14 protein-coding genes are annotated in these 15,626 nt (G+C 45.1%); 8 read left to right on the top strand and 6 right to left on the bottom strand.

Going from position 1 to position 15,626, the window contains the following annotated elements:
- Nucleotides 1-21: 21 nt before the first annotated feature.
- The 5 genes from mnmE to rpmH all read right to left on the bottom strand — a co-directional run bounded on the left by mnmE (nucleotide 22) and on the right by rpmH (nucleotide 3,752).
- Nucleotides 22-1,401 carry a tRNA uridine-5-carboxymethylaminomethyl(34) synthesis GTPase MnmE gene (mnmE, locus tag ACO9K6_RS20225; protein WP_424769346.1) on the bottom strand — a complete coding sequence of 460 codons (1,380 nt, stop codon included), beginning with the start codon at nucleotides 1,399-1,401 and terminating at the stop codon, nucleotides 22-24.
- A gap of 96 nt (nucleotides 1,402-1,497) precedes the next feature.
- Nucleotides 1,498-2,121: an RNA-binding cell elongation regulator Jag/EloR gene (gene jag / locus ACO9K6_RS20230; RefSeq protein ID WP_424769347.1), complete on the bottom strand. Its 624-nt coding sequence runs from the start codon at nucleotides 2,119-2,121 to the stop codon at nucleotides 1,498-1,500.
- The gene (locus tag ACO9K6_RS20235) at nucleotides 2,118-2,882 is read right to left on the bottom strand and encodes a YidC/Oxa1 family membrane protein insertase (protein ID WP_424769359.1); all 765 of its coding nucleotides are present in this window, start codon (nucleotides 2,880-2,882) and stop codon (nucleotides 2,118-2,120) included. Before ACO9K6_RS20235 ends, jag begins: the two co-directional genes overlap by 4 nt.
- Nucleotides 2,883-3,108: 226 nt before the next feature.
- Nucleotides 3,109-3,480: a ribonuclease P protein component gene (gene rnpA / locus ACO9K6_RS20240; RefSeq protein WP_424769348.1), complete on the bottom strand. Its 372-nt coding sequence runs from the start codon at nucleotides 3,478-3,480 to the stop codon at nucleotides 3,109-3,111.
- A gap of 137 nt (nucleotides 3,481-3,617) precedes the next feature.
- The gene (gene rpmH / locus ACO9K6_RS20245; protein ID WP_084134421.1) at nucleotides 3,618-3,752 is read right to left on the bottom strand and encodes a 50S ribosomal protein L34; all 135 of its coding nucleotides are present in this window, start codon (nucleotides 3,750-3,752) and stop codon (nucleotides 3,618-3,620) included.
- A 539-nt stretch (nucleotides 3,753-4,291) separates the two neighbouring features.
- Here rpmH and dnaA point away from each other — a divergent pair.
- From dnaA to gyrB, 6 genes are all read left to right on the top strand, one after another.
- On the top strand, nucleotides 4,292-5,644 hold the full coding sequence (gene dnaA / locus ACO9K6_RS20250) for a chromosomal replication initiator protein DnaA (protein ID WP_424769349.1): 1,353 nt from the start codon (nucleotides 4,292-4,294) through the stop codon (nucleotides 5,642-5,644).
- A 241-nt stretch (nucleotides 5,645-5,885) separates the two neighbouring features.
- Nucleotides 5,886-7,028 (top strand): DNA polymerase III subunit beta, encoded by a 1,143-nt coding sequence (gene dnaN, locus ACO9K6_RS20255; protein ID WP_424769350.1) that lies wholly within the window; start codon nucleotides 5,886-5,888, stop codon nucleotides 7,026-7,028.
- Nucleotides 7,029-7,067: 39 nt separating this feature from the next.
- Nucleotides 7,068-7,283 carry a S4 domain-containing protein YaaA gene (gene yaaA / locus ACO9K6_RS20260; RefSeq protein WP_424769351.1) on the top strand — a complete coding sequence of 72 codons (216 nt, stop codon included), beginning with the start codon at nucleotides 7,068-7,070 and terminating at the stop codon, nucleotides 7,281-7,283.
- A gap of 28 nt (nucleotides 7,284-7,311) precedes the next feature.
- Nucleotides 7,312-8,421, top strand: a complete 1,110-nt coding sequence (recF, locus tag ACO9K6_RS20265; protein WP_424769352.1) for a DNA replication/repair protein RecF — start codon at nucleotides 7,312-7,314, stop codon at nucleotides 8,419-8,421.
- Nucleotides 8,422-8,450: 29 nt separating this feature from the next.
- Nucleotides 8,451-8,702: an extracellular matrix regulator RemB gene (remB, locus tag ACO9K6_RS20270; protein ID WP_424769353.1), complete on the top strand. Its 252-nt coding sequence runs from the start codon at nucleotides 8,451-8,453 to the stop codon at nucleotides 8,700-8,702.
- Nucleotides 8,703-8,749: 47 nt separating this feature from the next.
- A complete protein-coding gene (gene gyrB, locus ACO9K6_RS20275) occupies nucleotides 8,750-10,660 on the top strand; it encodes a DNA topoisomerase (ATP-hydrolyzing) subunit B (protein ID WP_424769354.1) in 1,911 nt (636 codons plus the stop codon).
- A gap of 29 nt (nucleotides 10,661-10,689) precedes the next feature.
- Here the strand turns inward: gyrB and ACO9K6_RS20280 are convergent, their stop codons facing one another.
- Complete coding sequence (locus tag ACO9K6_RS20280) at nucleotides 10,690-11,463, bottom strand: YheC/YheD family protein (protein ID WP_424769355.1); 774 nt, start codon at nucleotides 11,461-11,463, stop codon at nucleotides 10,690-10,692.
- Between the two features lie 287 nt (nucleotides 11,464-11,750).
- Between ACO9K6_RS20280 and gyrA the strand changes: the two genes are divergently transcribed.
- On the top strand, nucleotides 11,751-14,234 hold the full coding sequence (gene gyrA / locus ACO9K6_RS20285) for a DNA gyrase subunit A (RefSeq protein WP_424769356.1): 2,484 nt from the start codon (nucleotides 11,751-11,753) through the stop codon (nucleotides 14,232-14,234).
- A gap of 45 nt (nucleotides 14,235-14,279) precedes the next feature.
- Nucleotides 14,280-15,356: an HD-GYP domain-containing protein gene (locus tag ACO9K6_RS20290; protein ID WP_424769357.1), complete on the top strand. Its 1,077-nt coding sequence runs from the start codon at nucleotides 14,280-14,282 to the stop codon at nucleotides 15,354-15,356.
- Nucleotides 15,357-15,626 lie beyond the last annotated feature (270 nt).

Raw genomic sequence — 15,626 nt, forward strand, 5'->3', positions numbered from 1 at the left:
GTACTTCACCTTCACTTTCTTCTATTTCCCTAAACAAAATTGAGAAAAAATTTGATCAATCAACGAATCCCCTGCTTCATCGCCAAGTATCTCCCCAAGCGATTCCCATGCAGACCGTGCATCGATTTGAATGACATCGATCGGAATTCCTATATTCGACGCTTCAATCGCATCAACAAGCGACTGCTTCGCACGCTTCAACAAAGAAATATGCCGAACATTGCTTACATATGTCAAATCATTCGATTCCAGCTGTCCCTCAAAAAACATTTCACTTATTGCCTTTTCCAGACGATCAAGACCATCCTCCTGCAGCACCGACATTTGAACGATCAAAGCTTGCGGGAGGGCTTCCTCCACCACCTCAAATTCTAATTGATGCGGCAAGTCAGTCTTATTTATAACAATTATTACCGGACGATCCTTCAATTGTACCAACAACTCGCGATCCTCTATCTGCAGCTTCTCATTATAATTCAGTACGAGCAGAATCAAATCCGCTTCCTCAAGCGCATTTTTCGAACGCTCTACACCAATACGTTCTACAACATCATTCGTTTCCCGAATACCGGCCGTATCCAGCAAGCGAAGCGGAATGCCGTTAAGGGCAACGAATTGCTCGATCACGTCACGCGTCGTGCCTGGGATATCCGTCACGATCGCTTTGTTTTCCTGGGTCAGCACATTCATGAGCGAAGACTTTCCAACGTTCGGACGGCCCACTATAGCCGTCACAATACCTTCACGTAATATTTTGCCTTCATTCGCCGTTTTTAACAAACGATCTATTTCATCGATAGCAATGCCGCATTGATCACGGATATATGCACTCGTCATTTCCTCTACGTCATGTTCTGGATAATCAATGTTTACTTCAATATGCGCTAGCAGCTCAATCACCGTCTGGCGCAGCGCCTTAATTCTTTTGGACAACATTCCCTCTGCCTGCTTGCGGGCAACCGTGAATGCCTTATCGGATTTAGACCGAATCAAATCAATAACGGCTTCAGCCTGCATAAGATCAATGCGGCCGTTCAGGAACGCACGCTTCGTAAATTCACCTGGCTCAGCCGTTCGGAATCCTTCCAGCTGCAGAACAATATCAAGCACCTTCTTGACGGCAATCACGCCGCCATGCGCATTAATTTCTACTACATCCTCAGCGGTGAACGAGCGTGGTCCACGCATGAGTGTGACTAAGACCTCTTCCACCGGTTCGTTTGACGCCGGGTCAATAATATGACCATAGTGAACCGTATGCGATTCCGCATCCTTCAAACTTATTTTCGAACGAAAAACACGTGCAATCCCATCAATAGCATCTGGACCGCTTACTCGTATAATTGCTATGCCGCCTTCTCCGACTGCTGTCGAAATCGCTGCAATCGTATCGTATATCATCGCCTGTCAGCACCTCTCAAATGGAAAAACAGCAATGACCATTATGAGCCATTGCTGCGTAGAGCGTATAAATTCCTATATTTTTATGACGATTAATTATTGCCTTAACGCAATGACGACTCTCCGATTAGGTTCGTCGCCCTTGCTAAATGTCTTCACCCTAGGATGGTTTTGCAGCTGCGAATGAATCACCTTCCGCTCATGAGGCGACATCGGCTCCAGGACAACTTCTTTTCTGGTCCGAATGACGCGTCCTGCCAGACGTTCGGATAAATCCTCCAGCGTCTTGCGGCGGCGCTCACGAAAATCCTCTGCATCAAGCACGATACGCAAATGATTGTCCGAGTATCGATTAGCCACAATATTAACCAAGTACTGTAATGCATCCAACGTTTGTCCGCGACGTCCAATCAGCATACCCAGGTCTCCACTGCCCGATACGGCCAGCAAAGTCCCTTCTCTCGTTTGCTTTCGATCGATGTTCACTTGCAGTCCCATCGTGCCTGCAACTTCACGGAGAAAATGCTCCGCTTCCTGCATAGCATCAGGGATAAGCTCAAGCTCAACTTTCGCATCCTTTGTACCGAACAATCCAAAAAAACCTTTCGCAGGCTGCTCGAGCACAACGGTTTTAACGCGGTCTTCAGTGACTTGCAATTGTGTTAACCCATTTCGTACAGCATCTTCTATCGTTTTTCCTGATGCAACGATTTTCTTCATTTCGCAGGGGCCTCCTTACCCTTGTCAGATGAACGAACGTACAGGAAATAGTTTTGAATAATCGTATAGATGTTGCTGTACACCCAGTATAATGGAAGCGCTGCTGGGAAGGAAATCGCCATAACGAAAATAAGCACTGGGAAAATAGCAAGCATCATGCCCATGCCCGGCATCGTTTGGGTTTGCTGCTTCTGCATCATCTTCGACTGAATATAGGTCGTTGCAGCTGCAAGGATCGGAAGAATGTAATATGGATCCTTCTCGCCAAGCTGGAGCCATAGAAACGTATGCTCTCGAATATCAGGATTCCAATAAATCGCATTGTAGAGCGCAATAAATATTGGCATTTGTACAATGAGCGGCAAACAGCCGGCCATTGGATTTACCTGATGCTTTTGGAACAGCTTCATCGTCTCTTCTTGTTGCTTCTGAGGGTTATCCTTGTATTTTTTCTTAATTTCAGCCATTTCCGGCTGGAGTGCTTGCATCGCTTTGGAGCTTCGATACTGCTTCAATGTTAATGGCAGAATCAAAGTTCTTACAATAATCGTCAAAAGCAATATAGCAAGTCCGTACGAATTACCGAACCATCCGGCAAACGTATCGAGCGTTATTGCAAAATAGTAGACGACGTTCTTCTCCCAAAAGTTACCCTGCTGTAAATCCGCGGTATCCGTTGTATGATCAGTAGGCGTACACCCTGCGAGCAATCCCATGACCAGAACCAGACCTAATACCAAAAGCCATTTCCTCTTCGTCATCCAAAACAACAATAAAACTCCTCCCTGAGAGCCATTAAATCAAGCGCAATAGACAGCCTCCAGCTTTGACGGCTCAGTAAATACGCTCATATATTTTCAATCTAGACTATACCATAATTTATAGGACAAAGAAACAACGAGCCTGTCCATGCATCCGCTTTCTTCTATTGGAAGGAATATCGTATTTCGGCATACGAATCAAGACCGAATTGCCGCAGAAATAACTCTACTCCGACTGCTTCGATTTCATATGCGGTGTGCTCTTCAGCAAACCGGCTTTCTTCAGCACATGGAGAATACTTTTCTCCATTTCCTTCATCTTCATTAATGTCGCCGGTTTTCTTACGATAAGAATAAAATCCGTTTTCGGAACGATCCGGTCTGCCTGATGACGAATAATTTCCTTTATCATTCTGCGCATTCGATTACGAACAACTGCATTGCCTATTTTTTTGCTTGCTGAAACGCCTAGACGAAAGGGATCCGCAGAGGCCTGCTTCGACCAATAGACAACGAACTGACCGTTGGCAAATGATTTACCGCCACGATATATTCGGCTAAATTCCTCTCGATTACGAAGACGCAATTTTCTATGCACGACTAATGGCCACCGTTCTTTTATTCATCTATTAAGTATCACCAAAATAGTGCAGTATAAGCAGCCCCCGAATGGACTTCCGCTTAATCACACTTTAAATTTCAAAAAAAAAAAGACCACCGGACGTGGTCTTCTGCTTATGCGCTCAGTACTTTTCTTCCTCTTTGACGACGCGCTGCTAAAACTTTACGTCCATTTTTTGTGCTCATCCGTTTGCGGAATCCGTGCACTTTTGCGCGTTTGCTTACATTTGGTTTAAATGTAGGTCTCATTGATCTGCACCTCCTATACTACGTGTTCCATCAAAAAAAACGCTTTTTTTATTAAACCACGTCAGCGAACAAAAGTCAATATTCAATACGGCTGATAGTGCTGCTATAAATATTTCCGCTTCAGCCTTGTGGATAAGCGCATGAAAACCCTCACTTCCCCTAAAACTAATAACATGTTAATAATCCACAGAGCCCTAAAACGAACTTTGTCGAAATCTTAACAAGATATAAACAATATGTAGTGGTGTAGATAACTTTTATGCACAAGCAGTTGAGAATGTGGATAAAATATGCGAATTCGTTGAAATATAAGGTATCTTTTGCTATGATAATTATGTTTTCGTTGTGGATTAAGTTATTAACACCTCAATTTTATCAACAGCCTGTGGATAACATTGTGAACAAACTCATCCCCTATTTATAACTCAATGCCACCACTAGCGTCATAATGTGGATGCTTTCGTTATAATACCCTTATTTTCGACAATTTTTCGTGTACCTGCGCCCCTGGCGGCGATTTAGATAAGGAGTGACAGTCTGTGGACAGCCATACCTATGATTTATGGCAGCAAGTGTTGTCAATCATTCAGACTAAATTAAGCAAACCTAGCTTTGACACCTGGTTCAAAGCAACGAAAGCTTCTTTTGTCGATGAATCTATGCTTGAAGTGACCGCGCCGACAACATTTGCGGCCGAATGGTTGGAAGGACGCTATACAAAGCTGATTCGAACAACGCTTTATGAGTTTTTGGGCAGACAGGTTGACGTTCGATTCTCAATAGAAGAAGCAAAAAGCGCGGAGCCAGTCATGATGTTTCCTCAAAGGGTAGATCACTCGCCTGTTGTTAACGAGGAAACGCATACCCATATGCTTAACCCGAAGTATACATTCGATACCTTCGTCATTGGAGCCAACAACCGATTTGCGCATGCGGCCTCATTAGCAGTAGCTGAAGCGCCGGCCAAAGCCTATAATCCGTTGTTTTTATACGGGGGCGTTGGACTTGGAAAAACACACTTGATGCATGCGATTGGCCATTACATTATGGACCATAACCCTAATACCAAGGTGCTTTATATTTCTTCAGAGAAATTTACGAATGAATTCATCAATGCGATCCGTGATAACCGCGGTGAGAGCTTTCGTACAAAATATCGTAATATCGACGTACTGCTGATCGATGATATTCAGTTCCTTGCTGGTAAGGAGCAGACGCAGGAAGAGTTTTTCCACACCTTTAATGCGCTGCACGAGGAACGGAAGCAAATTGTAATTTCAAGTGACCGGCCTCCGAAAGAGATTCCGACGCTTGAGGACCGGTTGCGTTCACGCTTTGAATGGGGCTTAATCACGGATATCCAGCCACCTGACTTAGAGACACGGATTGCGATTCTTCGCAAAAAGGCACGAGCCGAAAACCTTGATATTCCAAACGAAGCCATGATTTATATTGCCAATCAAATCGATACGAACATACGTGAGCTGGAGGGCGCGCTTATCCGAGTGGTAGCTTACTCCTCTTTAATTAATGCGGACATAACATCGCATTTGGCTGCTGAAGCACTAAAGGATATTATTCCTTCCAGCAGGCCGAGGATGATCACCATACAGGATATTCAGACGAAGGTCGGCGAGTTCTACGGCATGCGATTAGAAGAATTTAAAGCGAGAAAACGGACTAAAGCTGTGGCTTATCCACGACAAATCGCGATGTATCTATCACGTGAGCTAACGGACTTTTCACTGCCGAAGATTGGCGAAGCGTTCGGCGGTCGCGATCATACGACAGTCATTCATGCGCATGAGAAAATATCGCAGCAGCTTAAGATAGACCAAGACCTATACAAAATTGTGCAAAACCTGACGGAAAAAATTAAAAATCATATGTGAACAACCAAGCAAGCCTATGCACACTATATGCACATGTGGATAGGCTTGCTTTATCGGCATTCCACTAGGTTATCCACATATTCAGGGTCCCTACTACTACGACTACTAAAAATCTTTAAAAAAACATCATCAAACAAGCGCAAACGCGGTTAAGTGAACCTTCGGTCACATAACCATCATTTCGCGCAGAAACGACATTTTGTCTCACGAATCCACCTATACGAACGCTAGGAGTGAAATCATGAAATTATCGATCTCAAAAAATGAATTAAACGATGCGATCCAACAAGTAGCAAAAGCAGCATCCTCACGCCCAACAATCCCAATTCTCGGTGGTATAAAGCTCGAGGTTACCCATTTAGGTGTAACGCTGACGGCAAGCGATACCGATATTTCTATACAAAGCTTTATTCCCGTGGAAAAGGATCAATTCGTTATTGCACATGTGGATAAGCCGGGAAGCGTCGTGCTGCCAGCAAAGTTTTTTGTCGAAATTATTAAAAAGCTGCCTTCCGATCAAGTCATTATCGATGTGAGCAGCAACTATCAGACGATCATTCGCTCCGGCTCTACCGAAATTCAAATGGTGGGCCTTGATCCGGAGGAATTCCCCGTGCTTCCTTCTATCGAACAAAATGAAGTTTTGCAAATGCCAGGCGATTTATTGAAAGCGATGATTCGTCAAACCGTACTAGCCGCCTCCGTAAGCGAGCAAACGCCTATTCTGACAGGTGTGTTATGGAATTTACAGGAAGGTGAGCTCAAATTCGTAGCTACGGACCGACATAGACTAGCAAGCCGTACTTCGCAGTTGGATACGGATGCCGGTTATAAATTTAGTAACGTCGTCATTTCAGCAAAAACACTTATCGAGTTGTCCAAACTGGTGCCGGATCAAAACGCGCTTGTCGATATCTTAGTTACAGACAATCAGGTCTTATTTAAGCTTGGCAACGTATTGTTCTTTACGCGTATATTGGACGGGATCTATCCCGATACTTCTAAAATTATTCCGCAAACGTTCAAAACAGAACTCGTGCTTGATACAAAAAATGTGATGGACGCGATCGACCGGGCGTACTTGATGTCCCGTGAGGAGAAAACGAACATTGTTCGTCTAATTACGCAGGAGGATAACTCTATTGAAATCTCGTCAAGCTCCACCGAACTTGGACGTGTCACAGAGCAGCTTGAAGCGAAGGATTTTAAAGGAGAGCCACTGCGCATCGCGTTTAATTCCAAATATATGCTCGATGTGCTCAAGGTTATTGACAGTGAACAGCTGTTTATTGGTTTTACTGGCGCAATGAGCCCGATCATTATTCGTCCAATGGATCATGATTACAGCATGTATGTTATTTTGCCTTACCGTACGACAGGCTAAGCACGAATTAACCGTAAAAGAAAGGAATGAGACGTTCCGATGAAGGAAATCGCCATTCAAACGGAGTATATAACGCTGGGGCAATTTTTGAAGCTGTCCGACTGTATTGCTACCGGAGGCCATGCCAAGTTTTTTCTGCAGGAAAACAAAGTACTCATAAACGGAGAAGAAGATAATCGGCGCGGCAGAAAGCTATATGCCGGTGATCAGGTAAATGTGGAAGGCTGCGGCGTTTTTAAAGTAGGCAAAGCGTAGCGCACAGAGAGGCCTGGGAGGTCAAAACGTGTTTTTAACAAGCATTCAGCTGCAAAATTATCGCAATTACAGTGAGCTTGACCTGCAAACGCCTAACCAGGTGAACGTGTTTCTAGGGCCCAATGCGCAAGGCAAAACCAATTTGCTTGAAGCGATTTTCGTGCTTGCGCTCTCGAAGTCGCACCGAACATCGAAGGACAAGGAATTGATTGGCTGGCAGGGAGAATCAGCTCGCATTGCAGGTGAAGTCGATAAGAAATACGGCAGGGTAAAGCTTGATTTATTGTTTTCCGCCCAAGGAAAAAAAGCAAAAATTAATGGACTTGAGCAGCGCAAGCTAAGCAATTTTATAGGCTCTGTTAATGTCGTCATGTTCGCGCCGGAGGATCTCGAAATCGTAAAAGGAACGCCGGGTATACGAAGAAGGTTTCTGGATATGGAAATCGGTCAAGTGCAGCCCGGTTATTTGCATACACTGCAGCAGTATGGCAAGGTTCTGCAGCAACGGAACAATTTTCTTAAAGCTTCGTACGGCAACGGAGCGAACCAGACGATGCTGGATGTGTGGAATATGCAGCTGGCAGAGCATGGTGTTAAAATTATGAAAAAAAGGAAACACTTTATACATAAATTACAAACGTTTGCCGAGCAGATCCACTCAGGTATTACGAACGGAGCTGAGCAGCTTACGATTGAGTACCGTCCTTCTTTCGATACAGACGCTCTGCAAGATGAATCTGTTTTATTTGATCAATTTATGATAAAGTTAACACAGGTGAAAGATCAGGAGATTCGCAGAGGCATTACGCTAGCGGGACCGCATCGCGACGACCTGGCGTTTTTTATCAACGGCAAGGAAGCGCAAATATTTGGATCCCAAGGGCAGCAGCGAACGACGGCCCTATCTTTAAAATTAGCGGAAATAGAGCTCATAAACGAGGAAATCGGAGAGTACCCGCTATTGCTGCTGGATGATGTATTGTCGGAGCTTGATCATAATCGTCAGACACAGCTTATTGAAACTTTTCAAAGTAAAGTACAAACCTTTATAACAACAACCGGCCTTGAAAGCGTGAATGTCACCAAGCTTCAGGATGCCGGCATCTATCATGTGCAGAATGGCAGAGTGACACGCTAAGGCACGAATAGGAAAGGCGAGTGGAGGACATGTACATCCATTTAGGCGGCGATAAAATTATTCGGGCTGCGGAGCTGGTGGCCATTTTTGATATTTCTATCGAGCAATCCTCCAAACTTTCCAAGCAATTCGTCGCGGGTGCACGCAAGCGCAAGGACGTCGAGACGATAGGCGAGGAAGAGCCGAAATCAATCGTAGTGACGAAGCAGAAAATCTATTATTCGCCTATTTCATCCTCTACGTTAAAGAAACGAGCCCATCATTTTGCAGCTAATGGGTAGTGTGATGGCGATCAGGAAGAGCAGTTTGAGAGGAGCAGTGAGCTTGCATGTCTTTGGAGCAGCATACGTATGACGAGAGTCAGATACAGGTCCTGGAAGGCTTAGAGGCGGTACGCAAACGTCCGGGGATGTATATTGGCTCCACTAGTGGCAAAGGTCTTCACCATCTCGTGTGGGAGGTAGTTGATAATAGTATTGACGAGGCTTTAGCCGGTTATTGTACAAAGATCGACATTATCGTCCATGAGAATAACAGCGTCACCGTCATTGATAACGGACGCGGTATTCCAGTAGGCGAGAACACGAAGCTGAAAAAATCGACACTAGAAGTCGTTATGACCGTTCTGCATGCCGGCGGAAAGTTCGGTGGCGAAGGTTATAAGGTATCAGGCGGTTTGCACGGGGTTGGCGTATCGGTCGTAAACGCGCTGTCTGAGCTTGTCATTGTTCAAGTGAAACGCGAAGGCCACATTTACCAGCAGGAATACCGCAAAGGCGCTCCGCAATACGATATTAAGATTATCGGAGACACGGAAGAGACGGGTACGCAGGTAACATTCACACCGGACCCTGAAATTTTCACAGAAACAACCGTATTTGATTATGAGACGCTGCAATCGCGCGTTCGCGAGCTGGCGTTTTTAAATAAAGGAATCGAGATTATGCTAAGCGATGAGCGGACTGGCGTGTCCAATTCGTTCAAATATGAAGGCGGTATTAACGAGTTTGTCAAATATTTGAACCGCAACCGCGAAGCGCTTCACGAGTTTCCCATATATGTAGAAGGTGCGAAGGACTATATCCACGTAGAAGTCGCTTTGCAATATAATGACAGCTACAGTGAAAATATTTATTCGTTCGCGAACAACATCAACACCCATGAGGGCGGTACGCATGAGTCAGGCTTTAAGAGCGCTCTGACGCGGATCATTAATGAATACGCGCGCAAGAATAATCTGCTAAAGGATAACGACTCTAACTTTTCCGGCGATGACGTGCGCGAAGGCCTAACCGCCATTATTTCCGTAAAGATTCCTGAGCCGCAATTTGAAGGTCAGACGAAGACCAAGCTTGGCAACAGTGAAGTGCGGGGAATCGTAGAATCCTTTTTTGCGGAGAAGCTACAGGAGTTTCTCGAAGAGAATCCGTCCGTCTCCCGCAAAATTGTTGAAAAAGGTCTGCAAGCGGCGCGTGCTCGCGAAGCAGCCCGTAAGGCGCGCGAGCTAACGCGTCGTAAGAGCGCGCTCGAGGTTGGCTCTCTGCCAGGTAAGCTAGCCGATTGCTCGTCAAAGGATGCTTCCATTAGTGAACTGTATATTGTAGAGGGCGACTCAGCCGGCGGCTCTGCTAAGCAAGGACGCGACCGTCACTTCCAAGCTATTTTGCCGCTCCGCGGTAAAATTCTGAATGTTGAAAAGGCGCGATTGGATCGAATTTTAGGAAATGCCGAAATTCGTGCGATTATTACGGCGCTCGGTACTGGCATCAGCGATGATTTTGATCTCGCCAAAGCGCGTTATCACAAAATTATTATTATGACAGATGCCGACGTCGACGGTGCGCATATTCGTACGTTAATGTTGACCTTCTTCTACCGTTATATGCGTGAAATTATTGAAGCCGGCTATATTTATATCGCACAGCCGCCGCTGTTCAAGATAGAGCGCAACAAGGTGATTCGTTATGCGCAGACCGAGAAGGAGCGCGATCAAATCATTGCCGAGTTCGGGGAAGGTGTAAAGGTCAACGTTCAACGCTATAAAGGATTAGGCGAGATGAACGCCTCTCAGCTTTGGGAGACAACGATGGATCCAGAGAGCCGCACCATGCTGCAGGTCACGATTGAGGATGCCATAGAAGCGGATGTCGTATTCGATACGCTTATGGGCGATAATGTTGAGCCGCGTCGTGATTTTATTCAGAAATATGCAAAATACGTGACCAATCTAGATTTCTAAGAGAAATGAAAATAAGAAGCAGTCGACCGTTATGGTCGACTGCTTCTTATTTTGAACCTCCCGTAAGCGACGGCATACCGATGAATTTTGCGGAAAACGCTTTGGTCCGCAAGCTTGCGAAATATAAAAGGATCAGGGGATGTGTTTACTTCAAGTATCCAGGGGTGCAGCTTCGCGTCTATTGCGATATCTACGCCTATCTCTTTTAGGTTTGGATAAGCTTCCTCCAGTTTATTCGCAATGACAATACCGAGCTTTAGCAGGCGTTTCTTGAAGGCGATGAGCTCAGATGTCGTTGTATGGCCGCTCATTAATTGACCGATGGACATAGGCGTTCCACCGCTGTGGTAATTAGTTACTATTTTTGCCGGATGCGCAAGACGGCCTATGATTCCGGTTGCTTCCCATTCATTTTTCAAGTTTTTCTGGACCATCACACGGATATCGAAGCGCCGTTTCTGATAACGCAGAAGATGAATCCCTTTTTGAACGATGTAGCGCCGAGATTTCTGTTGTTTGACAAGCTGCTGGTAGAGCTGCTTAAAGGTTGGGAAGAATCGAACGACTGTGTCCAGCTGATAACGATAGCCTAGCGTAGGAACATTTGTTCTTTCCACGCGAATGACGCCATTGCCGAATGTACCATTGACTGGCTTGACATATACCATCCCGTATTTTTTTAGCATTGTTAGCATGCTGCTTCGGCTAAACAGCTTCGTGTCGGGTATATATTTATACAAATAGCCGGATCGTAGCAGTACTCTTGTTTTGGCCCACTTGCTCATTACGTGTTGAATTCTCAACGTAGTTACTCCTCTCCAAGAAGGTTTTTACTCGCGGTAGCTTGAAATGATGCAGGAGACAGACTTGGGATTGAGTGGTATAATGAAAGTTGGATTTATTTATTTTATGGTGATTTTTGGCGTGTGGAAGACAGGAATTCACCTATTTTTCTGCATATTAGCATGCGCTTAACAAGAATTCCAAAAGCATGAGCAATTTAAGGTTTATATGCTCGCTTTTTGAGAAAGTAATATAATGGTTTTGGTAATTTTGAGAGCAGCGATAGATGGCGTCAGGGAGGTAAATCATGGCGGAAGAACAACGTATATCAATAAGAGATCGGGACATAGGTACGGAAATGCGTGATTCCTTTATGGATTACGCAATGAGTATCATTGTAAGCCGTGCTCTTCCCGATGTTAGGGACGGACTGAAGCCGGTGCATCGTCGTATTTTGTATGCGATGTCCGAGCTCGGCATGTCGCCGGACAAGCCGCATAAGAAATCGGCTAGAATCGTAGGAGAAGTAATCGGTAAGTATCATCCGCACGGCGATTCGGCTGTGTATGAATCGATGGTACGGATGGCGCAGGATTTCTCCATGCGTTATATGCTCGTGGATGGACATGGAAACTTCGGTTCAATCGATGGCGATTTTGCTGCAGCAATGCGTTATACGGAAGCCCGTCTTTCGAAGATTGCTATGGAGCTGCTTCGCGATATAAACAAGGAAACGATTGATTTTGCTCCCAACTATGATGGTGAAGAATCGGAGCCGGTTGTTTTACCCGCGCGTTATCCGAACCTTCTTGTCAATGGAGTTACGGGTATCGCTGTTGGTATGGCTACAAATATCCCGCCGCATAACCTCAATGAAGTCATTGATGGCGTACAGGCGTTGATTAACAATCCGGATATTACACCAGTTGAGCTTATGGATTACATTAAGGGACCAGATTTCCCGACAGCCGGGTTCGTCATGGGGCGTCAAGGTATTCGTCAAGCTTACTTGACTGGCCGTGGATCGGTTACGATGCGTGCTCGCGCAACAATTGAAGAGAATGGCGGCAAAGCAAGAATCATCGTGCATGAGCTTCCATATCAAGTCATTAAGGCTCGACTCGTTGAGAAAATAGCTGAGCTTGTACGTGAGAAAAAAATCGAAGGCATTACCGATTTGCGGGATGAATCGGACCGAAACGGTATGCGCGTTGTTATCGAGCTGCGCAGAGATGTGAATCCAAGCGTAGTGCTTAACAATTTGTACAAGCATACGCAGCTTCAGACTAACTTTGGTATCAATATGCTGGCGCTCGTAAATGGTGAGCCGAAAACCCTTAACATCAGGGATATGCTTTATCACTATTTGCAGCATCAGATTGTCGTTATTCGTCGTCGTACGGAGTTTGAGCTTAAGAAGGCCGAAGCTCGCGCGCACATCCTTGAGGGCTTGCGTATTGCGCTTGATCATCTGGATGAGGTTATCGCCTTGATTCGTTCCTCCCAGACGGCTGATCAGGCTCGCGAAGGGCTAATTAACAGATTCTCACTCAGCCATGAACAGGCGCAAGCCATTTTGGATATGCGTTTGCAGCGTCTGACAGGGCTGGAACGAGACAAAATAGAAGCGGAGTACGCTGAGCTATTGAAAAAAATTGCTGAATACAAGGCAATTCTTGCGGACGAGCAGCTTGTGCTAGACATTATTAGCACCGAGCTTGCTGAGGTGAAGGATCGTTTCGGCGACGAGCGCCGCACGGAGCTTATGGCCAGCGATGAAGAAATTCTGGACGAGGATCTGATTCCTCGCGAGGATGTTATAATCTCCATCACGCATTCCGGCTACATTAAGCGACTTCCAGTTACGACCTACCGCAGTCAGAAGCGCGGCGGCAAAGGTGTAATCGGAATGGATACAAAAGACAATGATTTTGTAGAGCATCTGTTTGTATCCAATACCCACCATTACCTTCTGTTCTTTACGAACAAGGGGAAGGTGTACAAGCTTAAAGCGTACGAAATTCCGGATCTTAGTCGTACTGCACGCGGAACACCAATCATCAACCTAATTCAAATCGAGCAGGGTGAGACGATTAATGCAGTAATACCGGTTCAAGAATTTGACTCGGAGCACTTCTTGTTCTTTGCTACAAGACAAGGGGTTGTGAAGAAGACGCCGCTTGATGACTACGTTAATATTCGAAAAGTAGGTCTTATTGCGATCTCGCTTCGTGAGGATGATGATCTGATCGGAGTGAAGCTGACGGACGGTAATAAAGAAATTATTATGGGAACCGCGCAAGGGATGTCCATTCGCTATTCTGAGCAGGATGTTCGTTCAATGGGACGTTCAGCGACCGGTGTGAAGGGAATTCAGCTGGACGATCACGATACTGTTATTGATATGGATGTTATTGTGGCTGATAAGGATATTCTTATCGTAACATCGAAGGGATATGGCAAACGTACGCCAGTGGCCGATTACCGTATTCAAAATCGTGGCGGTAAAGGAATTAAGACACTCAATGTAACGGATAAGAACGGACCGATCGTATCCCTCAAGGTTGTTGAAAATGATGAAGACTTGATGATTATGACCGCTTCCGGCACTATGATCCGCACTAGCATGGAGGGCATCTCGACAATGGGCCGCAACACGCAGGGTGTGAGATTGATTAATACCCGTGATGAAGATACTGTCGCAACAGTTACTCGTGTCGCGCGCAGTGAAGAAAATGATGTTTTGGAAGATAACGACGAGCAAGAGAGCAGCGAGACACCGACAGAATAAATGACTGCGTCATAAAAATCAAAGCGAAAAAGGGAGAGGACACAAGTGGCAGCGGTAACGTTATCACAGCTTAAGTTAGGTGATAAGATAGGGGAAGATGTCCTCACCCCGCTTGGCGGTGTTTTATTTCAGAAGGGTAAAGTTATCACCCAGAAGGAAATAGAAATTTTACAAGCTTTTCTTGTTATAAGCGTTGTTTTAGAAAACGGCATTCCAACCACTAATAAGCGGGAGGAAAATATTGAAGAGCCGGTGCAAGAAGCGGTTGCACCAGTGGCCATTGCTTCAGCTCTTCATGATGAATATGAGAAGATGTTAGAGGTGCTTCGGCAAGTATTCAACTCTTACATTACTGGACAAGCTATGCCGGTTATGGATATCAGGAAGCAGCTTGAGAAGCTGTTAGAGCATATCAAGAGCTACAATATATTGACGTTTATGCCTCGTCAGTTTGTAGAACGAGATTATATTCTTCATAACAGCATCACATCTGCTATGACCTGCTATCAGATTGCGCAATGGACAGGATTCCCGCAGAAGGATTGGATGCAGCTTGCCTTTGCCGGCCTACTGCATGACATCGGTAATATAAGAATAGATAAATCGATCTTATATAAGCCTAACGCTTTATCGCCTGAAGAGAAAGAAGAGATGAAACGCCATACCGTACTTGGGTATCAGCTGCTCAAAAACGTAGCTGCTCTGAATGATGGTGTCAAAATGGCCGCGCTTCAGCATCACGAGAAGGTAGACGGCAGTGGGTATCCGCTTGGTATAGATGCGATTAAGATACACCCCTACGCCAAAATCGTTGCGATTGCAGATATCTTTCATGCTATGACTTTAAACAAAGCGTATCGCAAGGCAGCTTCACCATATCTCGTTCTGGAGCAAATTCAGAGTGATGCATTTGGCAAGCTTGACCCTGCCTATGTTCGAACCTTTGTCGAGAAAGTTACTCAATTTCATAATGGTACAGTTATAAAGCTGAGTGATGAACGTATTGGTGAAATTGTGTTTTCTGATCGTACACATCCAACTAGGCCTTGGGTATCGATTGAAGGCGCAATCGTTAATCTTACGGTAGAAAGACATCTTCATATTAAAGAGGTCCTTAGGTAAAGCTTCTATGATAATAAACCAGTGAGTATGTGCTGCAGCGTAAGGGAGACAAAGAACCTTCCGGCGGCAATCATGTACTCACTGTTTTTTTAGTTGTATTGAAAAAATAAGCTGTAGGAAAGGGACAATCATCTGTTTAAAATAAACTTTTAAAAAAAGCTTGCATTCATTTGGGCTACATGATATATTATTTAAGTCGCCAGTGAGACATACGGCTGACACGAAAGAAAAGATTGCTCTTTGAAAACTGAACAACGAGTAAAACTGCCT

Origin of the sequence: Paenibacillus praedii (assembly GCF_049725345.1) — a bacterium.
Taxonomy (GTDB): domain Bacteria; phylum Bacillota; class Bacilli; order Paenibacillales; family Paenibacillaceae; genus Pristimantibacillus.

Excerpts from the sequence above, each read along its gene's own strand:
- mnmE (WP_424769346.1), bottom strand. The coding sequence starts at position 1,401 with ATGATATACGATACGATTGCAGCGATTTCGACAGCAGTCGGAGAAGGC.
- jag (WP_424769347.1), bottom strand. The coding sequence starts at position 2,121 with ATGAAGAAAATCGTTGCATCAGGAAAAACGATAGAAGATGCTGTACGA.
- ACO9K6_RS20235 (WP_424769359.1), bottom strand. The coding sequence starts at position 2,882 with ATGACGAAGAGGAAATGGCTTTTGGTATTAGGTCTGGTTCTGGTCATG.
- rpmH (WP_084134421.1), bottom strand. The coding sequence starts at position 3,752 with ATGAGACCTACATTTAAACCAAATGTAAGCAAACGCGCAAAAGTGCAC.
- dnaN (WP_424769350.1), top strand. The coding sequence starts at position 5,886 with ATGAAATTATCGATCTCAAAAAATGAATTAAACGATGCGATCCAACAA.
- yaaA (WP_424769351.1), top strand. The coding sequence starts at position 7,068 with ATGAAGGAAATCGCCATTCAAACGGAGTATATAACGCTGGGGCAATTT.
- remB (WP_424769353.1), top strand. The coding sequence starts at position 8,451 with ATGTACATCCATTTAGGCGGCGATAAAATTATTCGGGCTGCGGAGCTG.
- gyrB (WP_424769354.1), top strand. The coding sequence starts at position 8,750 with ATGTCTTTGGAGCAGCATACGTATGACGAGAGTCAGATACAGGTCCTG.
- gyrA (WP_424769356.1), top strand. The coding sequence starts at position 11,751 with ATGGCGGAAGAACAACGTATATCAATAAGAGATCGGGACATAGGTACG.